Source organism: Chryseobacterium sp. 22458 (genome assembly GCF_052044975.1).
Taxonomy (GTDB): Bacteria; Bacteroidota; Bacteroidia; order Flavobacteriales; family Weeksellaceae; genus Chryseobacterium.
Genome location: NZ_JBQEOA010000001.1, coordinates 958,739 through 977,182 on the forward strand (window position 1 = coordinate 958,739; position 18,444 = coordinate 977,182).

At 37.1% G+C, this 18,444-nt stretch carries 17 protein-coding genes; all 17 read left to right on the forward strand.

Features of this window, described 5'->3' with window-relative positions:
* The first annotated feature begins 129 nt into the window (after positions 1–129).
* The 17 genes from ACTJJF_RS04200 to ACTJJF_RS04280 all read left to right on the forward strand — a co-directional run bounded on the left by ACTJJF_RS04200 (position 130) and on the right by ACTJJF_RS04280 (position 18,413).
* Positions 130–405, forward strand: a complete 276-nt coding sequence (locus tag ACTJJF_RS04200) for a hypothetical protein (protein WP_440698793.1) — start codon at positions 130–132, stop codon at positions 403–405.
* Between the two features lie 168 nt (positions 406–573).
* Entirely contained in the window at positions 574–1,953 is a 1,380-nt protein-coding gene (locus ACTJJF_RS04205; protein WP_440698794.1) for a dipeptidase, read from the forward strand.
* A gap of 591 nt (positions 1,954–2,544) precedes the next feature.
* Positions 2,545–3,456 carry a T9SS type A sorting domain-containing protein gene (locus ACTJJF_RS04210; RefSeq protein WP_212651662.1) on the forward strand — a complete coding sequence of 304 codons (912 nt, stop codon included), beginning with the start codon at positions 2,545–2,547 and terminating at the stop codon, positions 3,454–3,456.
* 390 nt (positions 3,457–3,846) lie between these two features.
* Positions 3,847–4,839: a T9SS type A sorting domain-containing protein gene (locus tag ACTJJF_RS04215; protein ID WP_440698795.1), complete on the forward strand. Its 993-nt coding sequence runs from the start codon at positions 3,847–3,849 to the stop codon at positions 4,837–4,839.
* A gap of 80 nt (positions 4,840–4,919) precedes the next feature.
* Positions 4,920–5,627, forward strand: a complete 708-nt coding sequence (locus ACTJJF_RS04220) for an SDR family oxidoreductase (RefSeq protein WP_312303060.1) — start codon at positions 4,920–4,922, stop codon at positions 5,625–5,627.
* A 197-nt stretch (positions 5,628–5,824) separates the two neighbouring features.
* On the forward strand, positions 5,825–6,571 hold the full coding sequence (locus ACTJJF_RS04225) for an electron transfer flavoprotein subunit beta/FixA family protein (protein ID WP_065398045.1): 747 nt from the start codon (positions 5,825–5,827) through the stop codon (positions 6,569–6,571).
* A gap of 41 nt (positions 6,572–6,612) precedes the next feature.
* Entirely contained in the window at positions 6,613–7,560 is a 948-nt protein-coding gene (locus ACTJJF_RS04230) for an electron transfer flavoprotein subunit alpha/FixB family protein (protein WP_440698796.1), read from the forward strand.
* Positions 7,561–7,741: 181 nt separating this feature from the next.
* On the forward strand, positions 7,742–8,341 hold the full coding sequence (locus tag ACTJJF_RS04235) for a bifunctional nuclease family protein (protein WP_065398043.1): 600 nt from the start codon (positions 7,742–7,744) through the stop codon (positions 8,339–8,341).
* A 22-nt stretch (positions 8,342–8,363) separates the two neighbouring features.
* Entirely contained in the window at positions 8,364–9,746 is a 1,383-nt protein-coding gene (locus tag ACTJJF_RS04240) for a nucleoside permease (protein ID WP_312303065.1), read from the forward strand.
* 114 nt (positions 9,747–9,860) lie between these two features.
* A complete protein-coding gene (locus ACTJJF_RS04245; RefSeq protein WP_312303068.1) occupies positions 9,861–10,415 on the forward strand; it encodes an RNA polymerase sigma factor in 555 nt (184 codons plus the stop codon).
* A complete protein-coding gene (locus ACTJJF_RS04250) occupies positions 10,381–11,079 on the forward strand; it encodes a hypothetical protein (RefSeq protein WP_312303071.1) in 699 nt (232 codons plus the stop codon). Before ACTJJF_RS04245 ends, ACTJJF_RS04250 begins: the two co-directional genes overlap by 35 nt.
* A 76-nt stretch (positions 11,080–11,155) precedes the next feature.
* Positions 11,156–12,250: a hypothetical protein gene (locus ACTJJF_RS04255; protein WP_312303073.1), complete on the forward strand. Its 1,095-nt coding sequence runs from the start codon at positions 11,156–11,158 to the stop codon at positions 12,248–12,250.
* A 149-nt stretch (positions 12,251–12,399) separates the two neighbouring features.
* Positions 12,400–12,804 carry a hypothetical protein gene (locus ACTJJF_RS04260; RefSeq protein WP_312303074.1) on the forward strand — a complete coding sequence of 135 codons (405 nt, stop codon included), beginning with the start codon at positions 12,400–12,402 and terminating at the stop codon, positions 12,802–12,804.
* A gap of 32 nt (positions 12,805–12,836) precedes the next feature.
* Complete coding sequence (locus tag ACTJJF_RS04265; RefSeq protein ID WP_440698797.1) at positions 12,837–13,220, forward strand: hypothetical protein; 384 nt, start codon at positions 12,837–12,839, stop codon at positions 13,218–13,220.
* 57 nt (positions 13,221–13,277) lie between these two features.
* Positions 13,278–14,456 carry an acetyl-CoA C-acyltransferase gene (locus tag ACTJJF_RS04270; protein WP_440698798.1) on the forward strand — a complete coding sequence of 393 codons (1,179 nt, stop codon included), beginning with the start codon at positions 13,278–13,280 and terminating at the stop codon, positions 14,454–14,456.
* A 106-nt stretch (positions 14,457–14,562) separates the two neighbouring features.
* A complete protein-coding gene (locus tag ACTJJF_RS04275) occupies positions 14,563–16,053 on the forward strand; it encodes an MFS transporter (protein ID WP_312303082.1) in 1,491 nt (496 codons plus the stop codon).
* A 179-nt stretch (positions 16,054–16,232) separates the two neighbouring features.
* Positions 16,233–18,413 (forward strand): T9SS type A sorting domain-containing protein, encoded by a 2,181-nt coding sequence (locus ACTJJF_RS04280; protein ID WP_440698799.1) that lies wholly within the window; start codon positions 16,233–16,235, stop codon positions 18,411–18,413.
* Positions 18,414–18,444 lie beyond the last annotated feature (31 nt).

Here is an 18,444-nt window from a genome sequence, read left to right on the forward strand (position 1 = left end):
TGCCGAAAAAAGCAGGATTTCTTACTTTTGGGCAATTAAAAATTTAAGCATGAAATCGCTGACTGTTTAGATCATCAGAATAGACTAAAGTTGCGGTTTCATATGATCTTATAAAAATAAATTTTACATATGAAAAAATTAGTTATATGTTTAGCGATTGCAACCGTAGCGGTAAGCTGTAAAAAAGTTCCGCAAGGTGGAAACAAAGCTACTTTGAAACTTGAAGAAGGAGTAGAGAGGTATTCTGATGACCATCAGGGAGGGGAAGCTCACGGTGGGCATGAAGCTGCTGCTGAACACAAAGAAGAAACTGCAAAGCCTGAAGCTACAGCTCCTAAAACGGACAGCACTGCTGCTGCAAAGCCTGCTGAAAAAGCAGAAGAAGCTCCAAAAGCTGGACACTAATTAGTAGTATAAGATATAGAATGCCCTGTGAAAAACAGGGCATTTTTATTTAAAAGAAATGGCTGAAGAGTTGATTATCGGGAAATAATAGGTTTCTTCAGAAAATCCTGGCTTTTTGCTTGGCCCAGCGGCTCATTTTTTTTAATTTTAACAAAATAAAATTTTACAATGCAAGAGACATTAAATTACATTAACGAAAACAAACAGCGTTTCGTGGATGAATTATTTGAGTTATTGAGAATTCCTTCTATTTCTGCAGATCCGGCGTATAAAGATGACGTATTGAAGTGTGCGGCTGTATGTGCAGAGCACCTTAGAAATGCAGGGGCAGACAATGTGGAAATATGTGAAACAAAGGGCTATCCTATCGTTTTTGGAGAAAAAATTATAGATACAAACCTGCCGACAGTATTGGTATACGGACACTATGACGTTCAGCCTGCAGATCCGTTGGAACTATGGACAAAGCCGCCTTTTGAGCCTTATATTGAGAAAACTGAACTTCACCCTGAAGGAGCTATTTTTGCCAGAGGGTCAGCAGATGATAAAGGACAGTTCTTTATGCATTTAAAAGCTTTCGAAGCAATGATGAGAACCAATACTCTTCCTTGTAATGTGAAATTTATTCTGGAAGGAGAAGAAGAAGTAGGATCCGTAAGCCTAGGTGACTTTGTGAATGAAAACAAAGAAAAGCTGTCTTGTGACTGTATCCTGATTTCAGACACTCATATCTATAGCAATGAGCAGCCGACTGTTACAACAGGATTAAGAGGCTTAAGCTACGTAGAAGTAGAGGTAGAAGGGCCTAACAGAGACCTGCATTCAGGACTTTACGGAGGAGCGGTTCCCAACCCGATTCACGTACTTTCAAGAATGATTGCTAATCTGATTGATGAAAACGGACATATTACCATTGACGGGTTCTATGATAATGTTGAAGTTGTTTCAGATGCAGACAGAACTGAAATGAACAAGCTGAAGGATAATCCTGAAGAATATAAAAAATCAATCGGACTGAGTAATATAGAAGGTGAAAAAGGATATACAACCCTTGAAAGAGCCTCTATCCGTCCTACTTTAGACTGTAACGGTATCTGGGGAGGATACACAGGAGAAGGTGCTAAAACCGTAATTCCTTCAAAAGCTTTTGCTAAAATCTCAATGCGTCTGGTTCCTTATCAGACTCCGGAAGAGATCACTGAGAAATTTACTACATATTTCGAGAAAATTGCTCCGGATACGGTAAAAGTAAAAGTAACCCCTCACCATGGTGGAATGCCTTACGTTTTACAAAGTGATACCAAAGAGTTTTTAGCCGCTAAAAAAGCTATGGAAACTGCATTTGGTAAAGAAGTACTGCCATACAGAAGCGGTGGAAGTATTCCGATTACAGCAATGTTTGAGAAGGTATTAGGAGCTAAGTCAGTATTGATGGGCTTCGGGCTGGATTCTGATGCCATCCACTCTCCAAACGAACATTATGGGTTATTTAATTTCTATAAGGGAATTGAAAGTATTCCGTTGTTTTTTGAAAACTATTCAAAATAATTGAATTTTTATAATATATTAAAGCAAGGCGTTTCTTATGAAGCGCCTTGTTTTTTTATTAATGATTGTGAATGAAGGGTTGACCAGCTTCGTTCTGTGCATAATAATGCCTTGGAATAGCTTTTATTGATAATATTCTGATCGACAGCGGACTTATTAAGTTATGTAAAAGATTCTGATACAATAAATAAAATAATAACATTACCCACCCGGTTAAAGATTTTATAAAAGTAACTGCAACGGATATATTAGAAGATAGAGAATGTATATTAGAGTAAATAAAGATATGGTTGATGTAGGGATCTATGTATCAGGTGTTTATTTTGTAAAATTAAAGCTGGGGAGAGAATAATTACTGAAAAACTTATAATATATAAGGCTTGCCAGAAGCTAAACTGTGTTTGATTTATTGATAAAATCAACTTAAAATTATATTTCAATTTAAATTTTACTATTTAAATTATTGTTTTATTATGTTAAATTGATTAATTAAATTGTTATTTTATTGAATTTTATTCATTTTATTCGTGTTTTTATTTTGTTATTTAGACTAAATGTTCTATTTTTACGGAATTATAAAATTATTTCACCATGAAGAAAACTTTACTATTAGGTGCTTTTTTAGGATTAACTTCTTTAAATGCACAAACGACAATCTACAATCAACCGGTTACAGGTCAAAATGGTATCATTGCTGATGCCTTGTCAAATGGAAACTTTGTTGCATCTGCTGACGATTTTAAACTTACAAGTCAGAGTAAAATCACAAAAGTGAAAATATTGGGCTTTCAAAATGCACAAACTTTGGAAACAACCATAGCAAGTGGAGCAATGCTTTATATTTATGCTGATCTTGCAGGTGCTCCTGCAGGAATTCCTAATGGTGCCGGTACTCCGATTGCTGCCATTAATGTTGCTAAAGGTGCTCCTGGGTACACTCTGACAAAAACAGCTACTAATTATACCTTTGAAATTGATGTTACCGCAGCCCTAAGTAATCCTGTAATTTTATCTGCCAATACTACATATTGGGTAGTTTTCGCAGCAAAATTAAATCAGACAAGTTATACTACTAATAATAATGCCAACAGATTCAATTGGTTTACAGGTCAGATTGTTGGAAATGCAGCAAAACTTGTAGATCCTGCTGATGCTTTTGGTGCAGGGGCAACTACCTGGACAGATATTTCAGAGCTTACACAAGAACCTGCATTTGATGGTCTTGCATTCTCAATTGAAGGACAGGATGCCACATTGGGGACTAAAGAAATATACAGCAATGTTAAGAAAATGACGATTTCTCCTAATCCTACAACAGAATATCTTAATGTTGCAACAGATCTGAAAATCAATAAAGCAGAGATTTTTGATATGAGTGGAAGAAAGATAGACGCTAATCTTGAAGGAAACAGAATCAACGTTAAAAACCTTAATGCAGGAAGCTATATCATCAGCATCGAAACGAAAGACGGTAAAACTACCGAGAAATTCATCAAAAAATAATTCCTGATCATTTAGGATAGATAAAAACGCTCCAATTGGGGCGTTTTTTTATAAATTATATAGATTAATCATAAAAACTTTTGCCAGTTGAAAGATCTTCTGAAAAAAAATAACGGAAATATTTCTGAATACATGATGTTAAATGACATTTTATGAGCTAAAATCAGGTTGCAGGTTTTATTTTTTTGTTATAATACTTTCTATTCTTTAAATCAACATTAAATATTATTTAATTTCTATAAAATAATTGGAATTATTAGTTGTGTTTTTTAAATTGATGAAAATATAGAAATTTAATTTTTTATAATTTATTTTTAATGATTTTGTAATTTATTTATTGTTTTTGTATATATATTTACAAATAGACAATTAAACATTAAAAAAAACATTATGAGAAAAATTTTATTTTTATTAGCAGGTACTCTATTTTCAGGTGCCTTTGGACAGACGATTGTGTCAGAAAATTTTAATTCATTCACAGCGGGTAATATGGGCTCTGATACCACAGGGACAATCGCAGGTCAGGGAGGTTATTATATTTATAGCGGAACCGCTGCTGATTTTCAGATTACAACGATAGATGCAGCACACGGAAATTCATTAAAAATAACGAGTGGGGCAGGATATAGCTCTACAGCAAATACATACAATAGATTTGTATACAAACAAATTTTGACCACAGCAACAGCCGGAAATGACATTTTGAAAGGTTCAGTGGAGTTTTATACAGGAGCAGCTACCGGTGCTGGAGGAATTCAGCTTGCTATATATGATGCTACCGGTGCTGGAGTCGTTGGAATGATCTATGATTATGCTACTAAAAAAATTAGTGGTTTGGGAAGGTTGAAGGATGTCGCTAGTGGAGCTGCTAACTCTTATACTATTTCTTTGGGAAATGCTACTTATCCCGCCAATACCTGGATTTCAGTTTCTTTTACATATAATAAAACTACAGGTGCCTATTCCTGGACTTACCCTGAAGGTACATTTACATTTTCAAATCCCGGCTATACATTTGTTTCGGGCTTAGTACCTGCGAGATTTTATGTTATTTCTTCAACTGCTGCCGGTAATACGGTTGCTAATCAGACTGCTGCTGATAATATTAATTTGTCATTTGTAAATGCTGCCACTTTAGGTACAAATGAAATGGTAGCATCCAGAGAAGGATTGTCAATCTATCCAAATCCTGCAGTTGATTATTTAACGGTTAAATCTGATTCTAAAGTGAATAAAATAGAAGTTTATGACCTGGCAGGAAGAAAAATGAACGGTATATTGAATGGAGATAAAGTAGATGTTACTCATCTGAGCTCCGGAAACTATATTATTAATATTGAAACTAAAGAAGGTAAAACTTCGAAGAGATTCATTAAAAAGTAAATAACTGATAAATCTTAGTCCATATAAAACGCTCCAATTGGGGCGTTTTTGTTATTTTAGAGAAATTAAAATTCAACAATATGTCAGGAAATAAAGTAGCTTATATAACCGGAGGAACCAAAGGAATTGGTTTTGGAATAGCCAGGATATTGCTGGAAAATGGCATTTCGGTTGCGTTTTCAGGACGTAAAAGAGATGATGTGGAAAAAGCGGAAGAAGAGCTTAAACAATATTCAGAAAATGTTTTGGGAATTGTTTCCGATGTAAGAAGTCTGGAAAGTGAGCAGGAAGCAGTAAAATATACCGTTGAAAAGTTCGGAAGACTGGATTATATCATTGCTAATGCAGGATTGGGGATATTTAAACCCGTAGATGAACTCACTGCCGAAGAATGGAATGATATGATTGAAACCAATCTTACAGGCGTTTTTTACACCCTTAAAGCCTCTGTGGAAGAACTGAAAAAAACTGAAGGGTATTATATTACCATTTCCAGTCTGGCAGGAGCCAATTTCTTTGAAAACGGAACCGGGTACAATGCTTCAAAATTCGGAGTGGTAGGCTTTACTCAGGCTGCCATGATTGATCTGAGAAAATATAACATTAAATCTACAGTGATCATGCCGGGATCTGTAGCCACTCATTTTAATGGAAATGTACCTTCTGAAAAAGACAGCTGGAAGATTCAGCCTGAAGATATGGGGAATCTGGTGTTGGATATTTTAAAGATGAACCCAAGGGTTTTACCGAGTAAAATAGAGTTTAGGGCAACACAGCCAGCCAAATAAGTACATTTAATGTATTGAATAATAATTTAATAAGTATTATGCATGCATAATATATTTTTTATTTATATTAGCAAAAATTAATTCACACAAAATCTCTGCATCAACGGTCGTGATTTTGTGCCCGAAGAGAAAAAATAAATAGTACACTTGAAACCTTAAGGTTACCTATGACCAATAAAAAAAATTAAGAACAACATATGAAAATATTAGTTTGCATTAGTAGTGTTCCGGATACTACTTCCAAAATTAACTTTACAGCAGATAAATCTGCTTTCGACAAGAACGGAATTCAGTGGGTAATTAATCCGCTGGATGAATTCGCATTGACAAAAGCGGTTAAACTTCAGGAATCTCAGGGAGCAACTGTAACTGTAATCAACGTAGGAGATGCAGCTACAGAACCGGTAATCAGAAAAGCTCTGGCAATCGGCGCAAACGATGCTGTAAGAGTAAACCTTGATCCGAAAGACAGCTATTCTACAGCAAAAGAAATTGCTGCTGTTGCACAAAATGGCGGTTATGACCTTATCCTTTGCGGTAAAGAATCTATTGATTATAATGGTGGATCAGTTCCGGGAATGGTAGCTCAGTTATTGAATCAGCCTTTCGTAAACGCTTCTGTAGGATTAGACGTAAACGGAAGCGAAGCTACTGCAGTAAGAGAAATTGAAGGAGGAAAAGAAACTATTTCTGTAAAATTACCGGCAATTATTGCTGGTCAGAAAGGATTGGTAGATGAAAAAGACCTTATCATCCCGAATATGAGAGGAATTATGTCTGCAAGAACAAAACCTTTGCAGGTGGTGGAACCCACTTCTTCTGAAGTAAAAGTTCAGGGAGTATCTTATGACAGTGTTCCACCAAGAGCAGCTGTGAAGATGGTTTCTCCTGATAACCTGGATGAATTGGTAAGATTACTTCACGAAGAAGCAAAAGTAATCTAATCTTTTAATTCTTTAATTTTTTAATCTTTAAATTTAAAAAAATGGCAGTATTCGTATACGCAGAAAATATAAACGGAGTTTACAAAAAAGCGGCTTTCGAGGCAGTTTCTTATGCTAAAGCTGTTGCAGATAAAGCAGGAGATACCGTAACGGCAATCTCTGTAAACCCAACAGATTCTTCAGATTTATTATACAAATATGGAGCATCCAATGTAATCAACATCAAAGACGAAGGTCTTAAAAGCTTCTCAGCAAAAGCATACGCTCAGGCTGTAAATGAAGTGGCAGACGGAAACATCATCGTTTTCCCTCATACTACAGACGCTTCATCAATTGCTCCCATGCTTGCAGTAATGAAGAACTATTCTTTAATTACCAATGCCCTTGAAGCTCCGGAAAGCCTTTCCCCTTTCCAGGTAAAGAGAAAAGCATTCTCAGGAAAAGGTTTCATGCATGCAAAAGCTGAAGGAAACGGTGTAATTGTTACTGTTTCTCAAAATGCTTTCGGTGTTAAAGAAAATGTAGTATCAGGTGCAGAAGAAGTTAAAAACCTTTCTGTAGCCAATGAAGATACTAAAGTGATTTCTCATGAGCAGAGTTCAGGTAAATTAGACCTTAAAGAAGCGGAAATCGTTGTTTCTGCAGGAAGAGGAATGAAAGGTCCTGAGAACTGGGGAATGGTGGAAGATCTTGCCAATGTATTAGGAGCTGCTACAGCATGTTCAAAGCCGGTTTCAGACATCGGTTGGAGACCTCACACTGAGCACGTAGGGCAGACTGGTAAGGCTATTGCACCGAACCTTTATATTGCTATAGGTATTTCAGGAGCAATTCAGCACCTTGCGGGGGTAAACTCTTCAAAAACGATCGTAGTGATCAATAACGACGCTGAAGCACCGTTCTTCAAGTCTGCAGACTACGGAGTAGTAGGAGATGCTTTCCAGATTATTCCTGCACTGACAGAAAAAATCAAAGCTATTAAAGGATAAAAACAGTGATGGTAACAGTCAGATCACTACGCAGGTCAGTTTCAAATGACTCATTTGCAAAGTGAATTCATTATTGACAATTGAACATCATAAACAATACAATAAAAGCTCGGCTTTCCGGGCTTTTATTTTTGCGTAAAAAAGTGAAATCACAACAAAAAATTAATCTATATTTGTAGCTATGGATTATAAACAGCTAATTATTCGCGGAATATCGTACAGCCAGACCCAATCGGGGGCGTACGCATTGTTACTGGAGCATGAAGAAACACACATAAAATTACCTGTTGTTATAGGAAACTTCGAAGCTCAGTCAATCTCTCTCGGACTAGAGAAAGACATTCATCCGCCGCGTCCTCTTACCCATGACCTGTTCACAAAATTTATAGTCTCAGCCAATTATGAGTTGGTTTCTGTAATCATTTATCAGATTGTAGATGGCGTATTCTTTTCAAATATCAATTTTAAAAATAAAGTGACGGAAGAAGAGCTGATCCTTGATGCGAGAACCTCCGATGCCGTTGCGATGGCGGTAAGATTTGATGCCCCTATCTTTACTACTCAGCAGGTTCTGAATGAAGCAGGAATCTTATTGGAACTGGAAGATGTTTCAAAAGAAGAGCAAAGTTTCTCAGAAACTGTACAGACAGAAGAAAATCTGAAATCTCTTTCTATGGAAGAACTTCAGAAATTATTAGATGATGCCGTGAAAGAAGAAGATTACGATACCGCCCTTGAAATTCAGGAAGAAATCAAGAGGAGGAAAAAGAAAATTGACTAAAGAGATACTTTTTATATAAACTATGAATTTAAAATTACGACTGACCATCCTCAGTTTCCTCCAGTTTTTTGTCTGGGGAGCATGGCTGATTACGATGGCAAACTTCTGGTTTGGTACAAAACATTGGGACGGAACTCAGTTTGGAGCTGTTTTCGGAACAATGGGAATCGCTTCCATCTTTATGCCAACCATTACTGGAATCATTGCTGACCGCTGGATCAATGCGGAACGTATCTTCTCAGTACTGCATATTCTTTACGGGGTTATTCTTTTCATATTACCTCATTCCGCAGATCCGAATTCTTTCTTTTCGGTGATGCTCGTGGCCATGTGTTTCTACATGCCTACTATCGCACTCGCAAACTCAATTTCTTATACAATCCTGAAAAACAATAATCTGGATGTAGTAAAAGACTTCCCACCCATTCGTGTATGGGGTACTATTGGCTTTATTGTGGCCATGTGGATCACCAATCTGAGTGGAAATAAAGATACGGAAGGGCAATTCTATATTGGAGGGGCTGTAGCCATTTTCTTAGGTATTTATGCCCTTACATTACCAAAATGTCCACCACAAAAGCTGATCGATAAAAATTCGCCTCTGTCTGAGCAGTTAGGATTAAATGCATTCAAGCTTTTTGGAAACTATAAAATGGCATTGTTCTTTTTATTTTCAATGCTGTTGGGAGCTGCACTTCAGCTTACCAATGCCTATGGAGATGTTTTCTTAAGTGAATTTGCCCATTTCCCCAAATATGCTGATTCGTTTGTAGTAAAGAGGTCTACGATTATCATGTCAATTTCTCAGGTTTCAGAAACCCTGTTTATTTTAGCAATTCCTTTCTTCCTGAAAAAATTCGGAATCAAAAAAGTAATGCTGATCTCTATGCTGGCATGGGTTTTAAGATTCGGATTCTTTGCTTATGGCGTTCCGGATGGATTTGGACTTTCATTGATCATCCTTTCATGTATTGTATACGGAATGGCTTTCGATTTCTTTAATATCTCAGGATCACTTTTCGTAGAAACAACTACCGATAAAAAAATCCGTTCTTCAGCGCAGGGATTGTTTATGATGATGACCAATGGTTTCGGAGCCGTTTTTGGAAGCTATATCGCAGGATGGGCTATTGATAAGTTCTTTACCCATAAATTTACGACAGCTTCAGATTTATCTACCTATTTACAGACAACACCGGATAATCCTACCTTTCTTGGAATCCTGAAGAAAAGCTTCAATGCTGCTGTTAATTCAGACGGAACTCTTTCCTCTGTGGTAATGGTAAAAGACTGGCAGCAGATATGGCTTTCTTTCGCCATCTATGCGCTAGTACTGGCAATATTCTTTGGGCTATTGTTTAAACACAAACATAATCCGGAAGATGTTTCATCAGTAAAACATTAATTTAAAATCACGATTCTTAAAAATATTAAATTGCACTTTTGAAAAAAAGTGCAATTTTTTTGTTTTCAGGCAACCTTTTACAAAAGATAACGTCTTATAGATAGAAACTCATACATGAAGAGACTCGAAGAGAATTTTTTACTGGCAAAAAAGCAGGACCGGAAAGGGCAAAAAGCTCTTTACGATATGTTTTCGGCAAAAATGCTGGCCATTGCGAATTCTTATGTCAACAACCTTCATGATGCAGAAGATATCCTGTTGAATGCATTTATGAAATGTTTCATTAAACTGGATGAATGCCGGGACTGGAACAGTTTTCCGTTCTGGCTCAGAAAAATTGTCGTGAACGACTCCATTAGTTTTATCAGGAAAAATAAAAATATACTCTATACAGATATGGAAACAGCAGATGAGTACAGTGAAAACGAAGATGAAGACTGTCCGGAACAAATCAATATTGAAGAAATATTTACTCAGATGCCGGTAGGGTACAGACTTATTTTTAACCTGTATGTCTTTGAAGAAAAAAAACACAATGAGATTGCCGGAATTCTGAATATCTCTGAAGGCACAAGTAAAAGCCAGCTAAGCAAGGCGAAAAAATGGCTTATCGAATTTTTAAAAGCAAAAGAAAATGAAAAAAGAACTACTGAAACAATTAAAATCTGACTATGAAGCGCTTGAAATAAAGCCTTCTGCAGATCTTTGGGACAGGATAGAGCAGGGAAGGCCGGAAAGCCCTGTTGTACGCCCTGAAAAACGTTTTCAGTGGTTGAGGTATGCTGCGGTGCTGATTCTGTTATTTTCATCCAGTATGTTGCTTTATTTCAATGAAACCCGTCATACCGGTAAAATAGGTAAGACCATGCAAAGGAATCCAGTAAAGAAGGTTATTGAAACGGGCGGCAATTCTTTGTCTCTACCCAAAATACAGATCACCGAAGTTAAAAAGATACAGGATAACAATAATAAGGACCATTTCACAAAAAGTATTAATTCTAAACCCTCAGAGCCGGAATATATCTGGGAAAATAAAGAACCGGAATTGATTGAAAAAGAAAATATAATTCTTAAACATTCTGAAATAAATGTTCCGCTGCCGGAAAGGAATTTAAATAACATTCCGGATAACAAAAATATGGCTAAAAAAGCTGAGTATATCAAAGCCGATGAATTGCTGCTCGGAAGAGAATTTGATAAGAAGCGGGAAGAAAACAGGACAGATATCAGAAAATTCGGAGCCCTGGATATGACAAAGATTAAGATCAAAAGTCCCAATACCCTGAAGATATTTGGAGTAACCGTTTATTCCGATTCTCTGGAAAGTAAATAACAAATACTTTTTTATCATGAAAAACTGCCCCAAAACAGGGACAGAGAACAAATATGTCTGAAAATAAACCAATAATATGAAAACAAAACTTATAGGTGTAGCGGCTGCTATGGCTTTTAGCTATAGCTTTGCTCAGGAATCTCCGGAAAATAATCTGAACCTGTATTCTAAAAAAATTGACAGTATTGTCATGGCTGAAAAAGCCAAAATGAACGTGGAACTGGATAAAATTGATAAAAATTTCAAAGAAAACAAGATTTCGTCTGACGAAAAACAGCAACAACGCACTGCCATTGCATCAAAATATGAACAGATCATTAATGAAAAAGTAGAAGCTGAAAAACAGGATCTTGAAGCTGTAACCAAAGAACTGGTGAAAGATGCCGTATTCAAGTCCCGGGATTCTGCAAAATCAGGCAGGAACCAGTTCTGGTTTGGGTTGAATGGATTGAATATGAAGCTCAATGAGCAAAAGAAAAATAATAACCCTAAAAATTATCTGGAAACTATTGAGGTATCTGTTGGTATGGGAGGAGCAGGGCTTACTTCCAAAAATGAACCCTTTGCCTTTTACAACAGAGGTTCTGATATGAGAAATACCATCATAGACTCCTGGCAGTTGGCATTATGGTACGGAAACCAGATCGGAGGATATACTAGCCCGTTTTTTTATCGTTTCGGATTGGGGATGAGGTCAGATCTCTATACTCCAAAGTACGGACTGTCTTTCAGGCAGGAAAATAATATGCTGTTTATACAGGAGTTTACCCGGGGAAACCTTAAAAAAAGTACATTATATAATACTTACCTGACCATTCCTGCAGATTTGAAATTTGTTTTAAATCCTAAATATAAAGACTATGAAGGCGTTAAATACCTAGACAACAGAAAGGATCAGCTGTGTCTCATTTTGGGCGTGTATGGCGGTGTAAGAATGGGGACCGTCAATTATTCAAAGTATTCCAATGAAAACTCAGGAAGAATCGTTGAAAGAGAAAAAGTAACCCATGGAGTGAATGATTTTATTGTGGGCGGGAAATTGGGAATCAGCTATTACGGTTTTAATCTGTTCATCCAGAAAGACTTTACCCCTGCGTTTAATAACAATGCTTTGCTGAAGAAAAAATATGGCCTTCAGATTGGGATAGAAATCGCAAATGTTAATTTTTAATTTGATAATAAATATGGCTTATTTTTAGTTATTAGATGATTTTATTCGGTTTTTTTTAAAACTAACGAACGTTTGTACAGTAAAAACCTATTTTTAAGACACACTCTTTAAAAGTGTGTTTTTTTTTGTATTTTGGCACTTTAGTAAATATGAAAAATATTCAGTTATTAGGATTGTTATTGGTGATCATAGGGAGTTTTTTACCCTTGGTGCATGTTCCTGTCATTGGAAACTGGAACTACTGGAAACTTGATCACTATCTGGCTATTGCCTGTTGGATCTTTGCTGCCTGCGCTGTTTTCGGAATTGTAAATAGCAATACAAAAATCGTGAGGTTTTTCGGAATTCTTCTGATTCTGTTATTTGCATTTACCCTCGTAGCAGTGAAGGTGCAGTCTTTGCAGTATTTCAGTTTTTTACCTTTCAAATCCTGGAGAGAAACATTTTCCGGAGTGGTTAAGCTGAAATGGGGATGGATCATAGAATTTTTAGGAGCATTCATGATGGTTCTTGCGGGAAGCAATAAAACAGTAAATAAACGAACGCAGATATGAATATGAAGTTTTTAAAAATAGTATCAGCAGGAATGTTGCTTCTGATAACAGCTGCACAGGTTCAGGCTCAGAAAACAGAAGAGAAAAAGCCGGATAATCCTGCTAAATGTGCCCATATCAAAGAGGGTAAATTTTTACGGGCCAACTACCCGGAAGCTATATGGCACATGATCATTAAAGATAATGTGCAAACCGAGTATTTCAACAATGGCAAAGATTATATAAAGTCTACATTGGTTTTTGTGGACGACTGCAATTATAAAGCGGTTGTTGTAGAAAAGTCTGATAAGGATGACCCTGCCCAGATAGGAGATGTTTTCAATAATAAAGTCGTAGCCACCCAGGACAACCTCATTAAGGTCAATACTAAGATTGAAGGATCTCAGTTTGACATGGTATACATAAAAGTAAAATAAATTTAATTATACAACGGAACAACCGTTCTGTTTAAGCTAAAAATAAAAATTATATACATGAAAGAAGTATTCATCGTTTCCGCAGTAAGAACACCAATGGGAAGTTTTATGGGAAGTTTGTCAACAGTTCCGGCTACAAAATTAGGAGCTACTGCTGTAAAGGGAGCATTAGATAAAATCGGTTTAGATCCTGCGAATGTTCAGGAGATTTATATGGGGAATGTTTTACAGGCAGGAGAAGGACAGGCGCCGGCTCGTCAGGTAGCTCTGGGAGCAGGTCTTTCAATCAATACCCCTTCTACTACAGTCAACAAAGTTTGTGCTTCAGGAATGAAAGCGGTAACGATGGCTGCTCAGGCAATCAAAGCCGGAGATGCAGAGGTAATTGTTGCAGGAGGTATGGAAAATATGTCTTTGGTACCACACTATTATAACGCAAGAGTGGCTACAAAGCTAGGTGATATCAAAATGCAGGATGGAATGGTGCTTGACGGTCTTACAGACGTATACAACAAAGTACATATGGGTGTTTGTGCAGAAAAATGTGCCACTGACTATAACATTACGAGAGAAGATCAGGATAACTTCGCTGTAGAATCTTACAAAAGATCTGCAAAAGCATGGAGTGAAGGAAAATTCAACGAAGAAATTGTACCGGTTTCTATTCCTCAGAGAAAAGGTGAACCTGTAATCTTTGCTGAAGATGAAGAATACAAAGCAGTGAACTTCGACAGAATTTCAACCCTTCCTACCGTATTCAAAAAAGAAGAAGGAACAGTAACGGCTGCCAATGCTTCTACTTTGAACGATGGAGCCTCTGCATTGATTCTTGTTTCTAAAGAAAAAATGGAAGAATTAGGTCTTAAGCCTTTGGCAAAGATCGTTTCTTATGCGGATGCAGCTCAGGAACCTGAAAACTTCACGACTGCTCCAGCTAAAGCATTACCAATTGCTCTTAAAAAAGCTGGTTTAGAAGTATCAGACATCGATTTCTTTGAATTTAACGAAGCCTTCTCGGTAGTAGGATTGGCCAACAATCAAATCTTAGGATTAGATGCTTCCAAAGTAAATGTAAACGGAGGTGCTGTAGCTTTAGGACATCCACTGGGAAGTTCAGGTTCAAGAATCATCGTTACACTGATCAACGTATTAAAACAAAACAACGCAAAATATGGCGCTGCTGCGATCTGTAACGGTGGTGGAGGTGCTTCTGCGATTGTGATTGAAAATATCTAATATTCTGTTTCAGAATATATTGCCATTAAGGAATCGATAATTTTTTTAAAAAATCATCCATTTCTTAATGGTTTTTTTATTTTTGTGCTACTAATATATATTTGAAATGTCTGAAACTGAGAATCGACAGCCTAAAAACATAAAAAATAATCCGAAGATTATGAAGGCCTGGGCTGTATATGACTGGGCAAACTCCGTGTACTCCCTGGTTATTACCTCTACCATTTTCCCTATTTATTATTCCATTCTTACCACAGCGTATGAAAAGAAAGAATATGTAGCGGAAACCAAAAAATGGATCGATGTTCCGGTAAGGCATATGATCAAAATTTTTGGAGAAGAATACCAGCCGGATGCCGTATACGGATATTCACTTACAATATCATTCTTTATCGTAGTATTATTATCTCCGTTTTTATCTTCATTGGCAGATACCATCGGAAACAAAAAATCATTCCTGCAGTTCTTCTGTTATCTGGGAGCAACATCCTGTATGGGATTGGCTATGTTTACAGGAATGCATAATGTGTTTCTGGGACTTCTCTTCAGTATTACAGCAAGTGTCGGGTTCTGGGGAAGTTTGGTATTTTACAACTCATTCCTTCCGGATATTGCAACTCCGGACCGTCAGGACGCCCTTTCTGCGAGAGGATATGTGTACGGATATATCGGTTCTGTAGTATTGGTGGTGATTTGTTTAGTCCTGATCCAGGTTTTTGCTAAAGGAGCGGCACAGCAGCTTTTATTTACAAGAATCAGTTTCCTGTTAACCGGAGCATGGTGGTTCGGATTCTCTCAATATACGTTTAAGCACCTTCCTCAGTTTGGGGACGTGAAAGACAAGCTTCCTAAAGATCTTGTACTGCTGAATTACAAGAACATCTTCAAAAAACATGAAGAGCAGGGCGGTTTCTTCGAAGTATTGAAAGACAATATGAGCTTCTATAAAGATATTGCAAAAGAAAGCTTCCATGAACTGTTCAAAGTGGGAGGTGAGCTCTTTAAAGACAGAAACCTCAAGTTTTTCCTTTCAAGTTTCTTCTTTTATAGTGTGGGTATGCAGACTATTTTCCTTATGGCCACTTTATTTGGGAAAAGTGAAATCAATCTTGCTCAGGATAAGCTGATCGGAACCCTTCTGGTCATTCAGATTGAAGCCATTATCGGTGCGGTGATTTTCTCAAGATTATCCAGAAAAATTGGAAACAGGAATGTGATTTCAATCGCAATTTTCCTATGGATTGTAGCTTGTCTATGGGCCTATTTCTTAAATAAAGAAAATCCTACCGTAGAATACCAGTTCTATGGAGTAGCTGCCGTTGTAGGTTTAGTAATGGGAGGTCTTCAGGCGATGTCGAGATCCACTTACTCAAAGCTGCTTCCGGAAAATTCTATGGAAAATACAACCTATTTCAGCTTCTATGATGTACTGGAAAAGATTGCCATCATTATCGGTACATTTATTTTTGCAACTCTCATTGAGCATTTTAATAATATGCGGATTGCAGCATTGTCAATGACAGTATTCTTTGGAGCCGGATTGATACTCATCAGATTTCTGAAAGTAAAAATGCGAAAAGACAGAGAAACTTTATAAAAATGAAAGACGTTATTTTTAACGTCTTTTTTATTTTAAATGAATTAAAATCAATTATTTAATCTATTTGCTTTATTTGTTACAATGTTTATTATGAATATTATTAAATAATATTTGTTTTTCACTATGTTTTGATTTTTTTTGTTTATTTGTGAAAAGTAAACCTAATTATTAAGACTATGAAAAAAATTCTATTGCTTTGCTTTCTGCAATGCTGTATTCTCAGTTTTTCTCAAAAATTGAGACCGGTAGCTCAAAAAGTATCAGACTACCATACCGGAAAAACTGAAATAAAAAAATATGATTTGTTTGAAGTCAATCTGGCTTCAGATAAATTGACAGAATACAGACGGGCTGCAACAGATATCACTGTTATTTCTCTGAAATCTGCCGAACTGAAAAGGCTGATCACTGAAAAACCTGAATTTATTGAAATTTCCTTTCCTTTTAACGGAAACCAGCAGATCACTGTTGAAATGTATAAGAATCAGATTTTCACAAACAATTTCAAAGTAGTGACCAACAAAGGAAAAACGGTAAATTATACGCCGGGAGTATATTATCAGGGAATTGTAAAAGGAAACAACAGCTCTGTGGTGGCTTTCAGCTTCTTTGATAATGATGTGGCAGGAGTGGCTTCTACTCCTGAACTGGGAAATATTGTGCTTGGAAAAGCAAAAAATGCTGATGACTTTGTAAGTTATTCAGACTCAAAGCTGACCGGAACAAACCCTTTTATCTGCGGCATTGATGAACTGAAAGAAAATCAGGGTCAGAAAATTTCCTATGACCCTGGTCTGGCCCAGAAAAAGACTTTAACACAAAATTGTGTGAGGATTTATTATGAAATCTGCTATAAGCCTTATCAGAATAATGGTTCCAATACAACAACGGTTACCAACTGGATTACGGCTGTTCATAATAACATAGCTACCCTTTATACCAATGACGATATAAGAACCGCTCTGAATGAGGTTTACATCTGGACCACAGCAGACCCTTATACAGGAACCCCAGGCAATAACTTAGCCAAATTTTCTGCCAACAGACAGGTTTTTAACGGAGATCTTGCTCATTTGATCAATGCTCCGAGCACAACGAGTGTAGCTTACCTGAATTCACTGTGTAAAACTTATGCACATGCCTATTCAGGAATCAACCAAACCTATAACAATGTACCGGTATATTCATGGACAATTCAGGCGATGACTCACGAAATGGGACATAGTTTAGGGTCTCCGCATACCCACGCTTGTGCATGGAACGGAAACAATACCCCGATCGACTGGTGCGGGCCTACAGCAATGCCATCCATCATAACAAATGAAGGATTGACCTGTACGAGCAATGTACTTCCGGCTTCAGGTACCATTATGAGTTACTGCCATCTGATGCCCGGAATCGGAATCAACTTCAGCAACGGTTTTGGAGATCAGCCGGCTGCTTTGATCAGAAATACAATTGATTCCAAACCTTGTTTAGGAACCAACTGCACAACATCATGTATTCCTAGTATTTCTTCTGTTCTTGCTACCTCTACCACGCAGAATTCAGCCAGTATACTGATCACAGACGCCATATCTTCCTCATGGAAATATAAAGTGACCAAATTGGACGGAACCACTGTGACCACAGGAAATACAAACACTGCGAATTTCAATATTGCCAGCCTTCAGCCGGGAACCTATTATAAAATAGAAGCGGTGGGGCCATGCGCCAATGAAACGTATTATCAGAAATCTGGATTATTCCTGACAGATGCAGCCTGGTGTGAAGGAGATCAGTTCCTTGATACAGGAGGTGCCAGCGGAAACTATGGAAATAACCAGGAAATTGTAAAAACGTTCTATCCGGCGTCAGGTTCATCCATGACCATGACATTTACAGAATTCGGGACAGAGCAGGATTATGATTTTATGTATGTGTACAACGGACCTTCCACAGCTTCACCGCTATTTCCCAATGGAAATAAACTGTCCGGAAATACAATCCCAGGGCCTTTTACCTCTACAGATCCTTCAGGAGCAATTACCGTAAAATTTGTGTCCGATCCGGAAGTAAATGGTACCGGATGGAAAGCAGGTTTCTCTTGTGCTGTTTTAGGAGTTGAAGATGTAAATGTGAAAAATAATACAGTAAGTATCTATCCGAATCCTGCCAGAAATACAATCACTATTTCTTCAAAAGAAGCATTAAAAGCGTACAGAATCTATGATGAATCCGGAAGACTGGTGACCGCAGATTCTTCTTTAAAAGGAAACAAACAGGATATCAATCTTTCAGCAATCCAGACCGGAAACTATGTGATAACGATTGAAACGGAGAAGCAAACCATCAACAAGAAACTCATCAAACAGTAAATCTCAATAATTATGATTAAAAAGCCTGAAA